Source organism: Vibrio sp. 1457 (genome assembly GCF_033340195.1).
GTDB lineage: Bacteria > Pseudomonadota > Gammaproteobacteria > Enterobacterales > Vibrionaceae > Vibrio > Vibrio alginolyticus.
On sequence record NZ_JAWOWA010000009.1, the window covers coordinates 102,875 to 120,562 of the forward strand.

The window sequence follows — 17,688 nt, forward strand, 5'->3', positions numbered from 1 at the left end:
AAAATGACGGCTGATGAAAAAATTCTGATTAAAGCACCGAGAAGCCACAAAGATGGCCATCTTTTTGAGGTACATGAATCCTCTGCGGATTGGGTAGAGCAGTACCAACATTTCAAAGGGGTGACTAAAAGCATCTTAGAGTTGCTTAATCTGATCTCATTACGAGGCTTCAGCAGCAAGGATGGTTTGGTTTCAACCACAGAGATTGTGGAAGCAACAGATGGGCAACTCACACGTGCAGCCCTGCAACAACGTTTGCGCGCGGCAGTAAATATTGGTTTATTTACTCAAACTCCAGTGCGTTTTGAAGAGGGACTTGCTGGTAAAACGATGCTACACAAATTTGTGAATCCCAATCAGCTTATATCTGTGTTGGGAGCAACAAGTCTTGTTACCGACAAAGTTCGCCAGAACGAGAAACAAAAACGTTCGAAAGCATTGGCTCAGACTCAAGTAAACAAACGTTTGTTGAATGAGCACGGGTTAAACACACCTCCCACGATGAAAGATGAAGCCGATCAATTTGTTGTATCTCCAACAAATTGGGCTGGGATAATTGACCAAGCACTTGCGCCACCAAGAACTCGAAAAAGTTATCAGAAATCCATGGTGTCGATCTCTGGCACAAAAGCCGTTATTGAGACGCGATCATCCAAAAATATCATGACTGTGGATGATCTCATGACCCTGTTCGCTCTCTTCACGTTAACAGTTCAGTACCATGATCATCACAAAGATCAGTATCAACTTGATGCGGCTCACGTACCAAACAAAACGCCGCTATACATCACTGATATTTTGTCGCTCAGAGGCAAAAAAGACAGTGGCCCAGCTCGTGATTCCATTCGCGATAGCATTGATCGCATTGAATTCACTGATTTTCAGCTCCATGAACTTACTGGACGTTGGCTAAGTGAAAACATGCCCGAAGGCTTTAAGAGTGACCGCTTCCGCTTCTTAGCCCGTACCATCACGGCTTCAGAAGAAGCGCCCGTTGAGGGCAGTGATGGCGAAATTCGTATTAAACCCAACTTATACATCTTGGTGTGGGAACCGTCGTTCTACGAAGAACTACTAACACGCGATTATTTCTTCTTGTTCCCACCAGAGATCTTGAAACAACATACTTTGGTGTTTCAACTGTACTCTTTCTTCCGTAGTCGCATGGTTCGTCGTCACACGGATTGCATGCTACTGAGTGAGTTAAACCAGAAACTTGCACGTAACATTGAATGGCGACGTTTCTCCATGGATCTGATCCGAGAACTAAAGCGGTTGTCTGATGGAAAAGGGAATGATGATCTATTCGTCGTTAATTTGTGGGGTTATCACCTGACGATCGAAACCATGATCGAAAATGACAAAGTGATGGACTACCAGATCGACATCAAATGTGATGTCGAAGAGGTCTTACGTTACTCGCGAGCGCGAACGACCAACGCAGGAAAGCGTAACATGGCGCCTACGCTGCCAAATCCACTTCGTAATGAGATGGTAACCCGACAACAGCTTGAGGAGCTCTCAGGCATCATAGACGGCGAATTTGAGCCCATTCAACGCAAAGCACCGTCTCCAAGAGGAAATTTAGGGCGACGCGTGAAGCAAAGAAAACATTTGGTAGAGATCAATGCTGATGAGATCACCATTACTCTATCTAAATATACCTCACCAGAGGCTCTAGAACGCAGTATAACGGCTTTGTCTGCGATGACAGGGCACTCCTATGCCTCAATCAAAGAAGAGTGCTCAGATTACATAGAGAAGCTCGATTGGCTAAGGGTAGGGGATGAGCCGATTCCTTATGAGACATTAAGTAAAACCGTCGAGCTGTTTAACACCCAGAACGATGTTAAGCATCTTACCATCGAGCGCTTGATTGCGGGGTTAGCGGTGCGTCGGAAAGTTTGTCGTCAAATCTTCGATGGTCACATGGATGAAATGGTATTTCGTGCCTTGGATGAAATGGCGATTTAAAAGTGTCGCTTGATGTGTATCAAGCTATAGGTGTGATGTATCGGTTTGAAATGTAACAATGTCTTTCGATGATAAAAAACAGACTTAACTCTTACAAACCACTGACATTAGAAGCCAAGCCTAATACTACTATTTATCCCGAATAGACAACCTTTTGTCCTTTCTGATGATTAATAGATTGGCTCATATTGTTACATTCATTCTGAATAGACTTCGCGAGTTTCTCCTCAGGAAACTCGCTTTTTTTTGCCTAAAATTCCGCTAATTAAGCCTTGATCATTTTTCCGGACTAATGAGGTAAACCTTGATCATGCTTCTTGGGTTCATTCCAATGTAATGAACGCATCAACGCAACATGTGATTCGATTAAGCTATGGGCTTGTTCCTGCCACTTGTTTTGATCACACTGCTGATTACAAAACTCTAACGCCACAACGGTGAGATGCTGAAGTCGTCTCAAACACCAATCTTTGATCAGAATATCAGTCGAGACTTGGCATGCTGCTTGTTCAAGCTTTGCACTCGTATAAAGCAAGGTTTGATATGCTTTCTGAGGGTCTTGGTAGCTTGCATGTTGAAACACGCGTAAACATCCATCCAACCAGCAAGCAATCGCTTTACTTTGAAGATCACTCAATTCGGGTCCAAACACGTCATCAGGCACCTGATATAAGATCGTTTCCAATTTTTCTACTTGATCATGTTTCCGCTGTTCGTACCACATGGCGATTTGATCTTGCCAAGTACTCAAATCCATTACGCTGCCTCAGTCCATTGTTTTACATAGTGATTTGGCCCTATTTGATCAAATTCGTCGACAATTATGCTGCTACGTTGACGAATTTCATCGGCATCTATCGAATAGTTTGGCTCATTTTTCACTAAGTTACCAAAAGGTAAGTCAGGATCAGGAACGGCAGAAATCAACAGCTTAGTATAAGGATGCTGCGGATTCTTAAGTATTGAATGAGTGTCGCCCCATTCAACGATTTGCCCTTTGTACATTACTGCGGTTTCTTCCGCGATGTAGTGCGCAGTCGCCAGATCATGTGTGATGTATAAAAAACCAATTCCCAGTTCTTGCTTCATTCGTTGCATTAAATTCAACACTCCCAAGCGAATAGAAACATCCAGCATAGACGTAGGCTCATCCGCAAGAATGATTTGCGAACCTACCGCTAAAGCCCTTGCTAAGTTTACTCGCTGACGTTGCCCACCACTGAGTTCGTGAGGGAACTTATTCAATGTCTCTTCAGGTAGTTCCACCAGCTTTAGAAGCTCTTCCAAGCGGGCTGGGATGTCGCGCTCGTTTTTGACTTGTTTATGAATTTTTAAAGGACGTGTTAGGTGATGGCGAATGGTATGAGTTGGATTGAGAGAGCCAAACGGATCTTGAAACACCATTTGTACTTTACTGCGATATTCTTGTAGAGCCGATCGTGACGTGATCTCATTTATGTCAGTGCCATTGAAAAGGATCTCGCCTTCCGTTGCAGGATAGACTTTGGTTATTAAACGAGCGCAAGTACTCTTACCGCAGCCTGACTCTCCAACCAAAGCCAAGGTTTTTCCTGCGTACAGATCAAAAGTCACTCCTTGAAGCGCACGAAAGGTTTCCTCTTTCGCTAAACCACCGCCCACTTTGAATTCTTTAATCACATTTTTCATTTGGATGATAGGCTGGCTCATGGTTACGCTCCTTGTAACTCTGGTTGTTTGTGGACGTCATGGATGTTTGGGAAAGAAGCCCATAGCTTTTGCGTGTAGGGGTGTTGAGGATGATTGCGTATATCGTATGCTCGATTGACTTCGACGATTTCTCCGTGACGCATGATTGCAATTCGATCACATAGTTGGCTCATGAGTGCCAGGTCATGAGTGATAAAGAGGACTGAAAAACCGAACTCATCTCTAAGCTGATAAATTTGCTGTAAAATTTCTCTCTGTACCACTACATCTAATGCTGTTGTGGGTTCATCCATAATGATCAGTTTTGGATTTAGAGACAAAGCAATGGCTATCACCAAGCGCTGACGCATTCCTCCTGAAAATTGATGAGGATATTCTGCTAAGCGTTCTCGAGGAATATTGACCAAGTCCAACAACTTTTCTGCTCTATCTTTTGCTTGAGCGTTAGTGAGGCCTTGATGGTGTCGTAACACATCTGCAAATTGCTCTTGTATCGTTAAGACAGGGTTGAGTGAGTTCATCGCGCTCTGGAACACCATGGCGATTTCACTCCACCTTAGAGCGGTCAGTTCAGAGTCTGAGATACTAAGGATATCTTTGCCATCAAACCATATTTTACCGCCAGAAATGAACGCTGGCGGCTTATGAAGACGATTTATTGAGAATGCGATTGTGCTTTTACCACATCCAGATTCACCGGCAAGACCAAATACTTCGCCTTTGCCGATATCAAAGCTGACGGACTTTACCGCATTAAAATCACCATTATCAGTGATGTAATCGACGCACAAATCTCGGATCTGGATGACCGGGTCATTGTGGTATGCATGACTTAAGTTAATACCATCCATATAAACACCTTATCAATCTAAAAGATAATTATTATCATTATCAGGTGTGGCGGTTTTTAGAAAGTATCAAGCTATGAATCAGTGAAGTGACTCGAAAGTTAGGTGAAACAGGAAGTGGTGTAATGCGTCGTTGATAAAACTAAAGAAGAGCAGAATTGAGAGCTAGATCAGCACACTTTTCGTAGGGGTAATTACTCAAATTTAATCGTAAATTTGTCCCTTGGCAAAACTTAAATGATGAATCTATTAAGGAGTTAACGAAAGGGCGGGAGGGGTCACATTTCCCTACAGTTTTTCTTACCACCTTGTTCCGGTTTTGCTATAGATTACGCATCGAAAACATGGTGTGTTCGGAGGAAATATGTCCATTAATTCTATCGACCATGACGAGATGACCAACATCGCTCACAAATGGGAATTACCTGATGAGGAAACCGTTGTGAAGCCAGAGAAAACAGTGAAATCAGCAGAAGCCAGAAGACGCATTGAAGCGTTACGTGAGATCCGTGAAAGTGGGTTGACCATTGAAGAAGCAAGGGAGCTTGGCTTGATACACTGATCGCCTCAGGTTGGTTTAGCAACCCATAGGGTAGTCGACGGACTGCCCTTTTTATTTTTTCACTCTATTACTCTCTTATTCAAAACCTCCATTTATCTGTCTTGCGCCTCAAAAGCACGAGTTTCACACTCACGTCCCGTCCCGAAGAAGTTTGACAATCTGACCTTGTGTTACTAGATATATCAGTAGCGATATGCTTTTTGTTGATTATCGCAACCACAAAGCAAGGAGCGCAAGTATGGTTGATCAAATCCTTTTTTATGAACCCGATGAGCCCCACGGTTTTCTCTCAAACTTTTGCCATGCCCCAGTCAATATCTCCTCCCAAACTTGGCCCACCAGCGAACATTATTACCAAGCCCAAAAGTTTCTCGATGCTCAGTTGCAAAGTAAAATTCAGCACGCAAGCACCCCTGATGAAGCGTTTGCTTTAAGCCGTAAATACGAACACTTTGTCAGAAGCGATTGGGACGATATAAAGTTGGCTGTTATGGCTTTCATCGTTAGGGAAAAGTTTCTACAAAATCCACCATTAGCGCAGCAATTAATGAGAACGGGTAACGCTTGCCTAACAGAGCATTCTCATAAAGATGCCTTTTGGGGAGACGGGGGAGATGGTAAAGGAGAAAATCATCTAGGAGAGATTCTGATGAATGTGCGGGCAGAGCTGAGACATGTTGAGCCTTACAATCTCGTGAAGTTTATCGATAAAGCCAAATTGCCCACCCAGTGGGGCACATTTATGATGTACGGCTTTATTGAAGCCGCGACAAATAAAGAGCATCTTGCTCTGGTCTATGGCGAGCCAACAAAAAGTGCAGCACCACTTATTCGGTTGCATTCGGAGTGTCTTACCGGAGATGCTCTATTTAGCACGCGTTGTGACTGTGGTTTTCAGCTTAATAGAGCGCTACAAAACATCGTCAAAGAGGGATGTGGCGTGCTGCTTTATTTACGTCAAGAAGGACGTGGAATCGGCTTGATTAATAAAATTCGTGCCTATCACTTACAAGATGATGGCGCAGATACCGTGGAAGCAAATGAACGTTTAGGTTTTGCCGCTGATATGCGTGATTACGCGTTCTGTAAAGGAATGCTAGAGCATTTGGGGATTGACGCTGTGCGTCTAATGACGAATAACCCACGCAAGCTCGCCGCCTTAAAAGCGGTTGATATTAACGTCATTGAACGAGTGCCATTACAAGAAGGGAATAACCCAAGTAATCAACATTACCTGCAAACCAAGGCGAGTAAATTGGGGCACATGTTTGATCCTAAGTTTGTTAACCACACTAAGTAAGTGCTACAGATTTTACAGAAACAAAAACGCCAACGTATCATCGTTGGCGTTTTTGTTAATGAGTTGATTCATTGATACTTTTGAATGATTTCATCAATTTCCCCTGAGGCTTTTAATTCAACGAGTCGTGTATTGATGTAATTTTGAGTTTCTGGTTGCATTTGAGGTGAAAAAGCCAGGTAGATTGAGTAGTCAGGAATAACCGAGCTGAAAGGCTGTATCTGAAAATTCTCTAACGGCAAATTGAGTCGCTTTAAGTTGTAAAGGACTCGGGATTCCATCTCGACAAAAGCTGTATCTCCAGGGGTTCGGCTTATCACTCGGTATGCGGCGTTGTAGTCTTTCACGCGCATTTCATTGACACTGCCATTTTCAAAGAACGGTGTTAAATTTGGATAATCAAACCCCAGCAGTAATACAATAGAACGACCATGCATCGTATCCATATTTTTGAATTCTAAAGGCTTCTCGCTACTCGACACCAGTACATGTTTTACAGTGTAAATGGGCTCCTCAGATAAATTTTCCGATTGCACCTTGCCCCAGTTCGGGCTGCCATAAGTTAACCAGTTTGGCTCAGCGCCTTCTTCCAATATGGAAATCATACGTTTAAATGGATAAGTATGATAATTCACTTGGTAATCCGACTCCGCGAAGATAGCGCTGACGATATCGGTCACAATCCCTGAGTGCATTTGTCCCTGTTGTTCAATTTGAAATGGTCGAGCTTGTTCAGCAATGACGTAATAGTTCACTTGATTTGCGGTCACATGAGAACTTACAACAATTAAGCTAAAAGCCAATCTAAGTAGAAGTCTTTTCATCGTATCCTCGATTATTATTTGTGCGTAGCTATATTTAGAGTAGCGCAAGTTTATCGGAGCGGTTTCATATGGATGAAAAAGAGCGATCTCAACGTCGTTTTAGTATCGGCAACCAACTTATGTTGGCGGTATTAACGTTGAGTTTAATCTTTACGGTCATCATTTCTACAGTGAGCTTATATCGAGTTTTTCACGAAGATTTAGCCCATTTAGATGTTGAATTAAAGCAGGTTGAGTCTAGCTATTTATCGAGTTTTTCTGCGAGTTTGTGGGTAGAGGATAGGGAGCTGTTGCTGACACAAGCTCAAGGTGCAATGCGTATGCCCTCGGTGGACTACTTACGTATTGCTAGTGAAGACGAAGTTATCATTGAATTAGGTTCGGCGCTTTCTGAGGATGTTGTCGAGAGAAGCTGGCCGATGCAGTATCGGGTCGGCGATAAAACGTATGATCTCGCGATATTAACGGTTCAATCGGATCTTAGCGCGATATATGAAGATCTTTGGCAGCAGTTCTTTTTTCTACTTACGACAGAAGCGATCAAAATTCTTGTCCTCATCATTGGTGTTCTTTGGGTGGCGTTTCGCTTGTTGGTCAATCCGTTACAATTGCTGTCTGGTGCGGTGAGCGATTTTCGTGGCGGTACAGTGCCGAGTAAAGTGACTCTCCCTAAACGATGGTGCTTTGATGAAGTGAGTGTTTTGGCAGAGAAATACAACCGAAGTGTTGAGAAAGTGAAAGAGCACCAGACTGAGTTAGAGGCTGAACGCGATAGGGCAGAAGTCGCTAATCGTAAGAAAAGTGAGTTTCTTGCCACTATGAGTCATGAGATCCGCACACCGATGAATGGCATTATTGGTGTGTCGTCGTTGCTCAATGACACCGACCTCGATCCCCAGCAAAAAGAGTTTGTAGAGATCATTGACAGTTCTTCTCACTCACTAATGACGATCATCGACGACATTTTGGACTTCTCTAAAGTTGAAGCTGGCAAAGTAGAGCTGGAATACACGAGCTATGATCTTCGCGAGCTACTTGACGATGTCATCAGTTTACATAGTGTCAAAGCCAAGCAGAAAAACTTACAGCTGCTCAGCGATATTGATCCTCACTTGCCAATGGAAGTGCAAGGTGATGCCACACGATTGAAACAAGTTCTGAACAATTTGTTGAGCAACGCGATTAAATTTACCGAGCGCGGCCATGTGAAGCTTCTTGTAGCGTTATCTCGACTTGATGGAGAGACCGCTCATATCCGGTTTCGAGTTGTGGATTCTGGTATTGGTATTGCGAAAGAGCACCAACAAGCAATCTTCGAACGCTTCCAACAAGCTGATGGTAGTACCACCAGAAAGTATGGTGGGACAGGGCTTGGTTTGGCGATAGCTGCACAGTTGGTTAACTTGATGGGAGGGGAAATACAACTAACAAGTGAGCTTGGGCTGGGAAGCTGTTTTGAATTTTCGATTCCTGTTGCTGTAATAAATGCGCAATCGACCTATACCGACCAACTTAATGTATTAGATTTCCGGAAAGCGGAAGACAACGAAATCAGCCCTCAAGATAATGATAAACCTTGGGTACTGGTTGTTGAAGATACCATCGTCAATCAGAAGGTAGTTCGCATCATGTTAGAAAAACTGGGTGTGCGAGTGAGTGTCGCCAACCATGGCGAAGAAGCATTGCAGCTGTGTGATCAGCAGCCTTTCGATTTGATTTTTATGGACTGCCAAATGCCTGTGATGGATGGGTTTATTGCTACGGAACGAATTCGAAAAATGGGAGAGTGGGGGAAACACGTTCCAATTATTGCGCTAAGTGCCAATGTCATTAAAGAGGATCAGCAACATTGCTTCGATGTTGGGATGAACGAGTTCGTGGCTAAACCCGTTACCAAGACTCGATTACAACAAATATTCGAACAGCATTTACCAAAAGCACTGAAAATCAGCGCTGTGCCTAAATAGTTAACTTGAAATCGATCAAGTTAAGTGCGTTTCTATTCTGTAATTGTAACTCTGTGTGATATAGTGCCCGGCTAGTATTTAAAGTACCTTGAGGCTGTGAATGTCGTTTAATCTATCCCTATTGCCGCCTGACGAAAAAAACAAAATCGAACTGGATAAGCAGGCGTCGTTTTTGGTTTGGAAGCTCAGAGAGGCCAAATCTGGTCCTGAAGCAATAGAAGAACAGTTGTCCAAGATTAACGATGCTGATGAAAAGGCGTTTTTCCAGCAATCGGTCGAAAAGTACAAACGAGTAATGGGTGTCGCTTAACGCGAACCGTGGCAATGGTTCAATCCAATGCGACGAATGAGGTAACCTCCCTATTCCTTTGCTAAGCGAAATTGAAAAGGTTTCGCTTTTTGCTAAAATCCTTCGCATTAAATTTGAATTTAGAGAGACATCCCGATGGGAAGAAGTTTTGAAGTGCGCAAAGCCTCTATGGCGAAAACTGCAGGCGCGAAAATTAAAGTTTATTCCAAATACGGTAAAGAAATTTACATGTGCGCGAAAAACGGTGGTGGTGATCCAGACATGAACTTGTCTTTGAAACACCTGATCGCAAAAGCGAAAAAAGACCAAGTTCCTGCGCACGTTATCGATAAAGCGATCGACAAAGCGAACGGTGGCGGTGGTGAAGACTACACTCCTGCACGTTACGAAGGCTTCGGCCCTGGCGGTACTAGCGTTATCGTTGACTGTCTAACAGACAACGGCAACCGTACTTTCCAAGATGTACGCCAATGCTTTGTGAAAGTCGGTGCGAAAATTGGTGTTGAGGGCTCGGTTTCTCACATGTTCGACCACCAAGCGGTATTCCAGTTCAAAGGCGACGATGATGAAATCATCCTAGAAACGCTAATGATGGAAGACGTAGACGTTACTGACGTTGAGCTAGAAGACGGTGTTATCACTGTATTCGCACCTCACACAGAATTCTTCAAAACAAAAACTGCGCTTAACGGTGCATTCCCAGATCTAACGATCGATGTTGAAGAAATCACATTCGTTCCGCAAACTCATACGCCTGTATCGGGTGAAGATGCTGAGAAGTTCCAGAAATTCCTAGATCTTCTAGATGACTGTGATGATGTTCAGCAGGTTTACCACAACGCAGAGCTGTAATTAATTCGCTCATATCGTTGTAAAAAGGCTTCTTTAGGGAAGCCTTTTTTGATCGCTTTTTCTCAAGCAACGCTATGCGTTACGATATTTGGAATAACACAGCGACATGATTACACCAAAACAGATACCTTGAGTTAGCATCGCCGTGCCGCCATAGCTAAAGAAGGGAAGTGGGCTACCCATTACTGGCAACAAGCCACTCACCATGCCCGTATTGATAAAAGCATACAGAAAAAAGCTCATCGCTAATGCGCCACTTACCAGCCGACTAAAAAAGTGGTCAGACTGACATGCAAGCAACATAACGCGTGCAGTAATAAACAAGTACAATGCGAGTAAGACTAAACTGCCAACAAAGCCCCATTCTTCTGCATATGTCGAAAAAATAAAGTCCGTATGACTTTCTGGAATAAAGCCAAGTGTTCCCTGCGTTGCATTCATCCAGCCTTTGCCTTTCATACCGCCTGAGCCAATCGCAATCAAAGATTGGATGATTTGGTAGCCCGAACCCAGTGGATCGGACTCAGGGTGCAAGAACTGTGTTACACGGCTCTTTTGATAGGTTTCCATAACGAAGAACCATAAAATAGGTGCTAACGTTAAAATGCTCGCAATAAACCCGCAGATTATTTTCCAGCTCATGCCAGCCAAAAACAAAACGAACAATGCATAAATGATGGTAAAAACTGCACCGTCTAAATCCGGTTGTAGCGCGATTAACCCGGCAGGAATCATTGTAATAAGTAAGCAAAACGCAATTTTCCGACTGTCTGGTCGACCTCCTTCAATATGAAGCATCCAGGCGATCATGATTGGAATGGAAAGCTTGATTAGCTCAGACGGTTGAAAGCGGAAGAAGCCGATATCGAGCCAACGTTGAGAGCCATTGGTGCTATCACCAAATAAAGCGACAGCAAGTAGCAGAGCAACCGCAATAATGTAGAGATATGGAGCTGAGCGCTGATAGCTGGACGCTGGAATCGAGGACATGACCAAGATGCAAACTAATGTCAGTCCGCAGCGCGCCAAATGTTTGAAGAGCATCGCCTCATTAAAGCTACTGGCACTCCAGAGAGTGAGCGAACTTAACAGCATGATCGGAATGATCGCCATGAGTAGTGGCAAATCAACTCTTGGGAAATAACGCTTATTCATTTTCAACGACCTAATAACGCACCTATTTTGAGTGCGAAAACAACTAAAACTCGAAGAGTTCAAACTATTCCGATGCTAAGAATCTCGATTTCGAAACAACAGACACCATGCAAAGGTGTGTAAGAAAGGAGAGTGCGCACTGTCTGTTATGGGGAGCTGTGGGATGGATAAATACACTAGCCTCAGATTTTAAGCCAGTGTTTTTATTGTGACTGCCGTAAAAATGTAGCGTTACGAATGAACGGAATTGTATTTTCTGTTTAAGTGAATGTCATTCATCCTCTCTCAATACCATTCACTCCGCATAACTGCCATTGGTCGCATGCAAAAGCAGCGTGCGATCTTCTCCCTTAATCTGAAACCATCAAATCACGTTCAGCTAAGGACAGTACATGATGGTTTCTCAATTTCGCTCAATCAAAGCTCTTAAACTGGCAAGTACCTTTATCGCCGCATTTGCACTCAGCAGCAATCTGACTCTGGCTAACCCAAGCGAGCGCACACTCAGTCAATTCAACCAAGCGGCGCAGGGTGACTCTGGTTTAGTTGATACCGTTTACGGCGAATTATCTAAACAACTCGAAGAGCAAGGCGCAACGCCGGTGACCTTGGTGTATTTAGGTAGTGCTGAAACGTTGCAAGGTCGTGAGGCGTTTATGCCTTGGAACAAGATGAAGTTCACCGAGCGCGGTCTTGCCACAATCCAAAAAGGTTTGGATTTAATGGCGAATCAGCCAGTTCCACTGCAAGAGCAACAACGCTTACAAGGCTTGCCGGAATACCAATTAGCCACCGCCATGGCAGCCACTACGTTTACCTCTCTACCTGATATGTTCAATCACTTTGAGCGTGGCTACGAGCTGTACCTTTCATTGCTCGATGAGCCGAGTTTTAGCCAACAACCTTTCGCGGCTACTTCGTGGATTTATCGCTACGCCATTGAAGCAGCACTACGCGCTGAAGATGTCCAACAAGCCAAAACATGGTTAGCGCAAATGGAGCAATTGGGCGACAGCAATCTAGAAACGCAAACCGCGAAAGCGCTGCTAGCCAAGTATTAGGGAGGCGTCATGATTGTTTTTAATCAACTTAGCCGTGATTACGCCCTTGGTAGCCAAATGGTACGTGCATTGCGAGACGTGTCTGGTGAAGTGTTTGCCGGCGAAATGGTGGCATTGTGCGGACCGTCTGGCTCAGGCAAAAGCACCTTACTTAACGTGCTTGGCATGCTGGATACTCAATACCAAGGTCAGGTGACATTTGCCGGCAGCCCATACCCAACCGGACAAATGCAGGCTGCGAAAATGCGCCGTGAAAAGCTTGGCTTTGTATTTCAAAAATTCAATCTTGTGCCCGTGATGACGGCGCTAGAGAACGTGGCTTATCCGCTGCATCTCAATGGCTTTTCAAAAGCAGAACAAACCGAGCTCGCCACACAAATGCTAGAACACGTTGGCTTGGGCGAGTTTATTCATCATATGCCCGATAACCTATCAGGCGGTCAGCAACAACGTGTGGCAATTGCTCGTGCGTTAGTACACAAACCGGCGTTGGTGATTGCTGATGAGCCAACCGCGAGCCTTGATAGCCAAACTGCCAACAAGATCATCGACATTATGAAAGGGCTCGGACATGAGCTTGGCACTACTTTTATCGTCGCCACACACGACCCTCGTATGGCATCCCGTTGTGACCGCACCATTGAGTTGGTGGACGGCAAGATTACCCAAACGCACGCAAGTGTGGAGGAGGTTTCATGGGCAAGCTAATTCCAGTTTCGGTTCGCCTTGCTTGGTTGAACCTGCAACGCAATCGCCGTCGCAGTTTGTTGTCGATGCTGATCATCGCCATTGCCGTGTTTGCGTTAACCAGTGCGGGTGGTTTTGGTCTGTATACCTACGACAGTTTAAAAGAGTCGACAGCGCGTGACACGGGGCATCTGACGTTAACCACGCCGGGTTACTTCGCTAAAGAAGAAGAGATGCCGTTGAGTAACGGTTTAACTCACGCCGACGACATCACCAAGCAATTGATTGGCTTAAACGAAGTGCGAGGCGTGCAGCCGCGAGTTGAATTCAGCGGTTTGATTTCCAACGGCAACAAGTCATCGATCTTTATAGGCATTGGCGTGAACGAGCGCGAATTCGATATGAAAGGGCCGTTTTTGGATGTGCGTGAAGGGCAGACGCTGTCAAACATTCATGCATCGCGTTATGACCCTGCAGAGCCAGAAGTGATGCTCGGCGTTGATTTGGCGAACAACCTAAGCGTGCACGTTGGCGATTGGATTACCTTGCTGGCGACCACTACCGACGGTGCATTGAACGCGTATGACTTCAAAGTTCGTGGCATCTATTCAACAGGCGTACCAGAGCTTGATAAACGCCAGTTGTACGTGCACATCAACAGCGCGCAATCGCTGCTCGGTTCAGACAAAGTCAGTGCGTTATCTGTCTTTCTGTTCGATACCAGTTTAACTAGCCAAGTCGAGCAACAAGTGGCTTCGGTTTTGAGTAAGCAAAAGCAGAACTTTGGCGAGCAAGATATTGAGATCACGCCTTGGCAAGAACGCGCGTTCTTCTATCTCAAAGTGAAAGATTTGTACGACCGTATCTTCGGCATCATGGGTGCAGTAATGGCGCTGGTGGTCTTTGTTGCCCTGTTCAACACCATGACCATGTCGGTCACCGAGCGTACTCGTGAAATCGGCACCTTGTCGGCTCTTGGTAGCTACCCTCGCGAAATCATTGCTGGGTTCTTGCGTGAAGCAGGCTTACTTGCGGTGATTGGCAGCTTAATTGGCGCTTTGTTTACTGGGTTCGTTACTGTCTTACTGATGGTCGTGGATGTGCAAATGCCGCCACCGCCAGGACGTACAGAAGGTTACCCATTAACGATTTACTTCTCTTGGGAGCTGGCAGCTGTCGCAGGATTCGCAGTATTGATGATTTGTTTGGTTGCGGCGTTTTTCTCGGCGCGCAAAGGGGTGAACAAGCCAATTACGGAGGCTCTGATTTATGTTTAATTTCAAATTACTATTACCAATTGCATTGCTGACGGTAACTGGCGTTGCAAGCATGAATGCCAGCGCGAATGAAACAGCGCTAGATGCACAGCAAGTCGCGCAATTGATTGAAAAAGCGGATAGCTACCGTTTGCAAGATGATTCCTCCAAAGTGGTGTCTCTGGTGCGCTTATATCAAGACCAAGAGTTAGATAAAACCCGCCTTTACCACGTGTACACGCGTCCAAATCGTGAATCGCTGGTGGTGTTCAAATCAGCAGTCGAAGCTGGGCAAAAGATGTTGATGATGGGCGATAACTACTGGCTGCAAATGCCAAAGAGCCGTCGGCCTATTCGAATTACGCCAATGCAAAAGCTGCTTGGTGAAGCGTCTATCGGCGACATATCAACGCTGACGTGGAGTCAAGATTATCTAGGTGAATGGAAAGCGACAGAAACTGTTTCGGTGAACGGAGAAAGTGTCTCGGCTTATCACCTTGCGTTAACCGCGAAAACCAAAGGGGCGAGTTATCAGAAGATCGACTTATGGTTGTCTGAGCAAGATGCATTTCCAATCAAAGCCGATCTCTACTTGCGCTCTGGCAAACTCGCCAAGCAAGCGCAATACGGACGTGCAACTGACAACGGTGAAGACTATGTCAGTGAGATGACCTTGCTTGATAGCATTCAGCCGAGCAAAAAGACCGTTATCGAGTACCAAGAAATCGTGCCTTGGCAACTGGACAACAAGTTCTACAACCCAAGCTATTTGCCGAAGGCCAACACGACTCAGCTTTAGCCTGAGCTTTGCAAACAGAAGCATGAAAACGAGCAAGGAAGTCACATGAAACCGCACCAGCCTAACCTTAACAAAAGCACTAGTTTTTTGATTGCTGCCTCATTGTGTGTGGGCGCGTCAGCCCCTGCTTTTGCCAATGATGAACTGAGTTTCGAGTGGGATTGGGCTGTCAGTTACGAAACTGCTAAGCAGCGTGACAGTGCGTTTATGCAAGCGCAGGGCAGCTCTCGTGATTCACTCAATGCGCTACTGGATGTGCAGGTGAACTATCAAAACTTAAGTGGCTTGTTCGCTCTGTACAGCCAAGGGTTGTACCTCAACCAACAAGGAGAGAGTGATTGGTGGAGTGAAGCTGATAACCAATTGCTGATTCGAGAGCTGGCTTGGCTAGGGGAGTGGCAAGTCGGTGATACCACTCTTGATGTGAGTTTGGGTAAGTTACGCGTGGATTGGGGCGTGGGTTATGGCTACCGACCTTTGGATCTGTTTAAGCCTTATCGACAAAACCCGGTTGGCTTAGTAGCAGAAGAAGGTGCGGGTGTGTTTTCACTCTCACACTACGATATGGCAGGCGAGTGGACGGTGATTGCAACGGATTCAAGCTGGGGGCAACAAGACCAGAGTGCACTGGATCAAGCCGCAGAGCAGCAAGGTGTTGGTATTCGTCGTTATGCGCTGGTGGGTGATACCGAGTATCAACTTATTGGTTATTACGATGATGTGCGCCGAGGTTTACTTGGCGCCAGTGCCATCGCCGTGTGGGATGAATCCATCGCCATGCACGGTTCCATGCTGTGGCAAAAGCAAAGTGTCGGCTATCAGTTTCAGCAAGACGATCTTTACCAACCTGTTTCGGTTGAGAAGCAGGGCAGCGCATTCCAAGCCTTGATTGGATTGAACTGGGCAAACCAAGCCGGACACAACGTGATTGCTGAATATTGGTACGACAGCCGTGCATGGTCGAAAGGTGAATGGCAACAAGCAATAGAGCGTGGCGAATTACTCTCTCAGATCCCCGACCATAATGTTTCTCTACTTGCGACAAGCTACGCCCAAGGGTTTCAGCATGCCAATATCGTTCAGCATAACGTAATGCTGCACTGGAGTTGGGATGTAGAAGCATGGGCTGCATGGAACGGCAAAGCGGATATGGGCTGGCTAAGTGATGTAACTCCTACGTTGGATGTGATGTTGTCGCCGCAAGATGGCGGTGTGATTGTCACGCAGTGGCTTAACTACCAATGGATTGATACTGGCGACCAAAGTGTAGAAGTGGAAGTTGCCGCACGCTTTTTAACCGGAGACGACCAATCTGCTTACGCACAAATCAATGATAAGCATATGATTGTATTTAACATCAAAGGGAAATTCTAAATGGGTTCAGCAAAATCAGTGGTGAAAAGTGGATGGCCGCGTAGCTTATTAGTGACCACGGCATTTTGTCTCTTTATCGCAGCAATGACGCTCTCGGTTTGGGGCGGTCCATTCTACATTCATGTGGCGGTTAGCTTTGGATTTGGCTATTCGGCTATCTTCTTCTCATGGTTGATTGACCGTTTGTTTCCAACCCTCCCGCGTATGATAGAAGTGGTGTGTTCGCTTGTTGCCTGTTTATTGTTTGGGGTGATTAATGCGCAATTTTGGCTCGGAGAGTATTTTGGTATCTCCGATATGATCCCTGTTGGCTTAATGGGATTACTGTTTAGCGGTATGTGTTATTTCTATTTTTACTCGCGTGAGAAAGAGGCGGTTGCTCAACGAGAGTTGGAAGCCATCAAGCGCGAGAAAGCAGAGCAAGATTGTGCGCTGTTGCTGAGTCAGCTTAAGCAGATGCAAAGCCAGATTGAACCGCATTTCTTATTCAATACCTTGGCAAATATCAGTGCGCTCATGTCGCAAGATGTCGATAAAGCCAAGCTAATGCTAGAACAGTTAACCGCGCTGCTGCGTGCGACGCTCAAAAGCTCACGCGAAGAACACACCACCATAGACAATGAAACGGCGTTACTTGAGGCTTACTTAGGCATCCAACAAACTCGTTTGGGTGATCGACTCAGTTACAAGATTGAGGTGGAAGAAGGGCTAGGCAGAACCGAATTACCGCCGATGATGCTCCAACCTTTAATCGAAAACGCCATCATCCATGGTATTGAGCCGAAGCGAGAAGGCGGCGAAATCAGTTTGCTCATCAAGCGTGAACGACAGAACTTGAAGATTGAAGTCAGAGACACGGGTGTTGGCTTGAATCATGTTAGTGGGCACATGGGCTCTGGCGTCGGTTTAAGTAACCTCAAGCAGCGAGTTGAAGCTTTGTTCGCAGGGCAAGGAGAGGTTTCTATCAGTGAGTCTGCTCAGGGTGGTGTTTGTGTTCGCCTGAGTTGGCCAATGGAATCGTAATCAAGGA

The 17,688-nt window shown here is 45.4% G+C and carries 17 protein-coding genes; 12 read left to right on the forward strand and 5 right to left on the reverse strand.

Annotation, left to right across the window (positions count from 1 at the left end; translation table 11 throughout):
• Positions 1-3: 3 nt before the first annotated feature.
• Positions 4-1,974 carry a replication initiator protein RctB domain-containing protein gene (locus tag R7Z41_RS11800; protein ID WP_017635223.1) on the forward strand — a complete coding sequence of 657 codons (1,971 nt, stop codon included), beginning with the start codon at positions 4-6 and terminating at the stop codon, positions 1,972-1,974.
• A 289-nt stretch (positions 1,975-2,263) separates the two neighbouring features.
• Here R7Z41_RS11800 and R7Z41_RS11805 read toward each other — a convergent pair whose 3' ends face one another.
• Genes R7Z41_RS11805 through R7Z41_RS11815 form a run of 3 tightly spaced genes read right to left on the reverse strand, consistent with a single transcriptional unit; the run spans position 2,264 to position 4,514 of the window.
• Complete coding sequence (locus tag R7Z41_RS11805; RefSeq protein ID WP_047102478.1) at positions 2,264-2,731, reverse strand: hypothetical protein; 468 nt, start codon at positions 2,729-2,731, stop codon at positions 2,264-2,266.
• Positions 2,731-3,663, reverse strand: a complete 933-nt coding sequence (locus tag R7Z41_RS11810) for an ATP-binding cassette domain-containing protein (protein ID WP_017821873.1) — start codon at positions 3,661-3,663, stop codon at positions 2,731-2,733. Before R7Z41_RS11810 ends, R7Z41_RS11805 begins: the two co-directional genes overlap by 1 nt.
• 2 nt (positions 3,664-3,665) lie before the next feature.
• Positions 3,666-4,514 (reverse strand): ABC transporter ATP-binding protein, encoded by an 849-nt coding sequence (locus R7Z41_RS11815; RefSeq protein ID WP_005374497.1) that lies wholly within the window; start codon positions 4,512-4,514, stop codon positions 3,666-3,668.
• Between the two features lie 361 nt (positions 4,515-4,875).
• Here R7Z41_RS11815 and R7Z41_RS11820 point away from each other — a divergent pair, with 361 nt between their 5' ends.
• Positions 4,876-5,073, forward strand: coding sequence for a PA3496 family putative envelope integrity protein (locus tag R7Z41_RS11820; protein WP_005374493.1), 198 nt, complete (start codon positions 4,876-4,878; stop codon positions 5,071-5,073).
• A 238-nt stretch (positions 5,074-5,311) separates the two neighbouring features.
• Complete coding sequence (gene ribA, locus R7Z41_RS11825) at positions 5,312-6,373, forward strand: GTP cyclohydrolase II (RefSeq protein ID WP_017635221.1); 1,062 nt, start codon at positions 5,312-5,314, stop codon at positions 6,371-6,373.
• Positions 6,374-6,441: 68 nt separating this feature from the next.
• Here ribA and R7Z41_RS11830 read toward each other — a convergent pair whose 3' ends face one another.
• Positions 6,442-7,197: a substrate-binding periplasmic protein gene (locus R7Z41_RS11830; protein WP_005374490.1), complete on the reverse strand. Its 756-nt coding sequence runs from the start codon at positions 7,195-7,197 to the stop codon at positions 6,442-6,444.
• Between the two features lie 68 nt (positions 7,198-7,265).
• Here R7Z41_RS11830 and R7Z41_RS11835 point away from each other — a divergent pair, with 68 nt between their 5' ends.
• The 3 genes from R7Z41_RS11835 to R7Z41_RS11845 all read left to right on the forward strand — a co-directional run bounded on the left by R7Z41_RS11835 (position 7,266) and on the right by R7Z41_RS11845 (position 10,326).
• Complete coding sequence (locus R7Z41_RS11835; RefSeq protein WP_005383197.1) at positions 7,266-9,164, forward strand: ATP-binding protein; 1,899 nt, start codon at positions 7,266-7,268, stop codon at positions 9,162-9,164.
• Between the two features lie 100 nt (positions 9,165-9,264).
• Positions 9,265-9,474, forward strand: a complete 210-nt coding sequence (locus tag R7Z41_RS11840; protein ID WP_005374484.1) for a DUF3283 family protein — start codon at positions 9,265-9,267, stop codon at positions 9,472-9,474.
• 135 nt (positions 9,475-9,609) lie between these two features.
• Positions 9,610-10,326: a YebC/PmpR family DNA-binding transcriptional regulator gene (locus R7Z41_RS11845; protein ID WP_005374482.1), complete on the forward strand. Its 717-nt coding sequence runs from the start codon at positions 9,610-9,612 to the stop codon at positions 10,324-10,326.
• A 72-nt stretch (positions 10,327-10,398) separates the two neighbouring features.
• Here R7Z41_RS11845 and rodA read toward each other — a convergent pair whose 3' ends face one another.
• A complete protein-coding gene (gene rodA / locus R7Z41_RS11850) occupies positions 10,399-11,481 on the reverse strand; it encodes a rod shape-determining protein RodA (protein WP_065275570.1) in 1,083 nt (360 codons plus the stop codon).
• Between the two features lie 392 nt (positions 11,482-11,873).
• On the opposite strand from rodA, the gene R7Z41_RS11855 reads away from it, so the two are divergent.
• From R7Z41_RS11855 to R7Z41_RS11880, 6 genes are read left to right on the forward strand one after another with little or no spacing between them, the layout of a single operon-like run.
• Positions 11,874-12,542, forward strand: a complete 669-nt coding sequence (locus R7Z41_RS11855; protein ID WP_171345560.1) for a hypothetical protein — start codon at positions 11,874-11,876, stop codon at positions 12,540-12,542.
• Between the two features lie 9 nt (positions 12,543-12,551).
• On the forward strand, positions 12,552-13,250 hold the full coding sequence (locus tag R7Z41_RS11860; RefSeq protein WP_171345561.1) for an ABC transporter ATP-binding protein: 699 nt from the start codon (positions 12,552-12,554) through the stop codon (positions 13,248-13,250).
• Positions 13,238-14,506, forward strand: a complete 1,269-nt coding sequence (locus tag R7Z41_RS11865; protein ID WP_206970553.1) for an ABC transporter permease — start codon at positions 13,238-13,240, stop codon at positions 14,504-14,506. Before R7Z41_RS11860 ends, R7Z41_RS11865 begins: the two co-directional genes overlap by 13 nt.
• Positions 14,499-15,284 carry an outer membrane lipoprotein-sorting protein gene (locus tag R7Z41_RS11870; RefSeq protein WP_206970552.1) on the forward strand — a complete coding sequence of 262 codons (786 nt, stop codon included), beginning with the start codon at positions 14,499-14,501 and terminating at the stop codon, positions 15,282-15,284. The genes R7Z41_RS11865 and R7Z41_RS11870 overlap by 8 nt, the downstream gene beginning before the upstream one ends.
• Positions 15,285-15,329: 45 nt before the next feature.
• Complete coding sequence (locus tag R7Z41_RS11875; RefSeq protein ID WP_206970551.1) at positions 15,330-16,658, forward strand: hypothetical protein; 1,329 nt, start codon at positions 15,330-15,332, stop codon at positions 16,656-16,658.
• Positions 16,659-17,681 carry a sensor histidine kinase gene (locus R7Z41_RS11880; RefSeq protein WP_318136366.1) on the forward strand — a complete coding sequence of 341 codons (1,023 nt, stop codon included), beginning with the start codon at positions 16,659-16,661 and terminating at the stop codon, positions 17,679-17,681.
• Positions 17,682-17,688 lie beyond the last annotated feature (7 nt).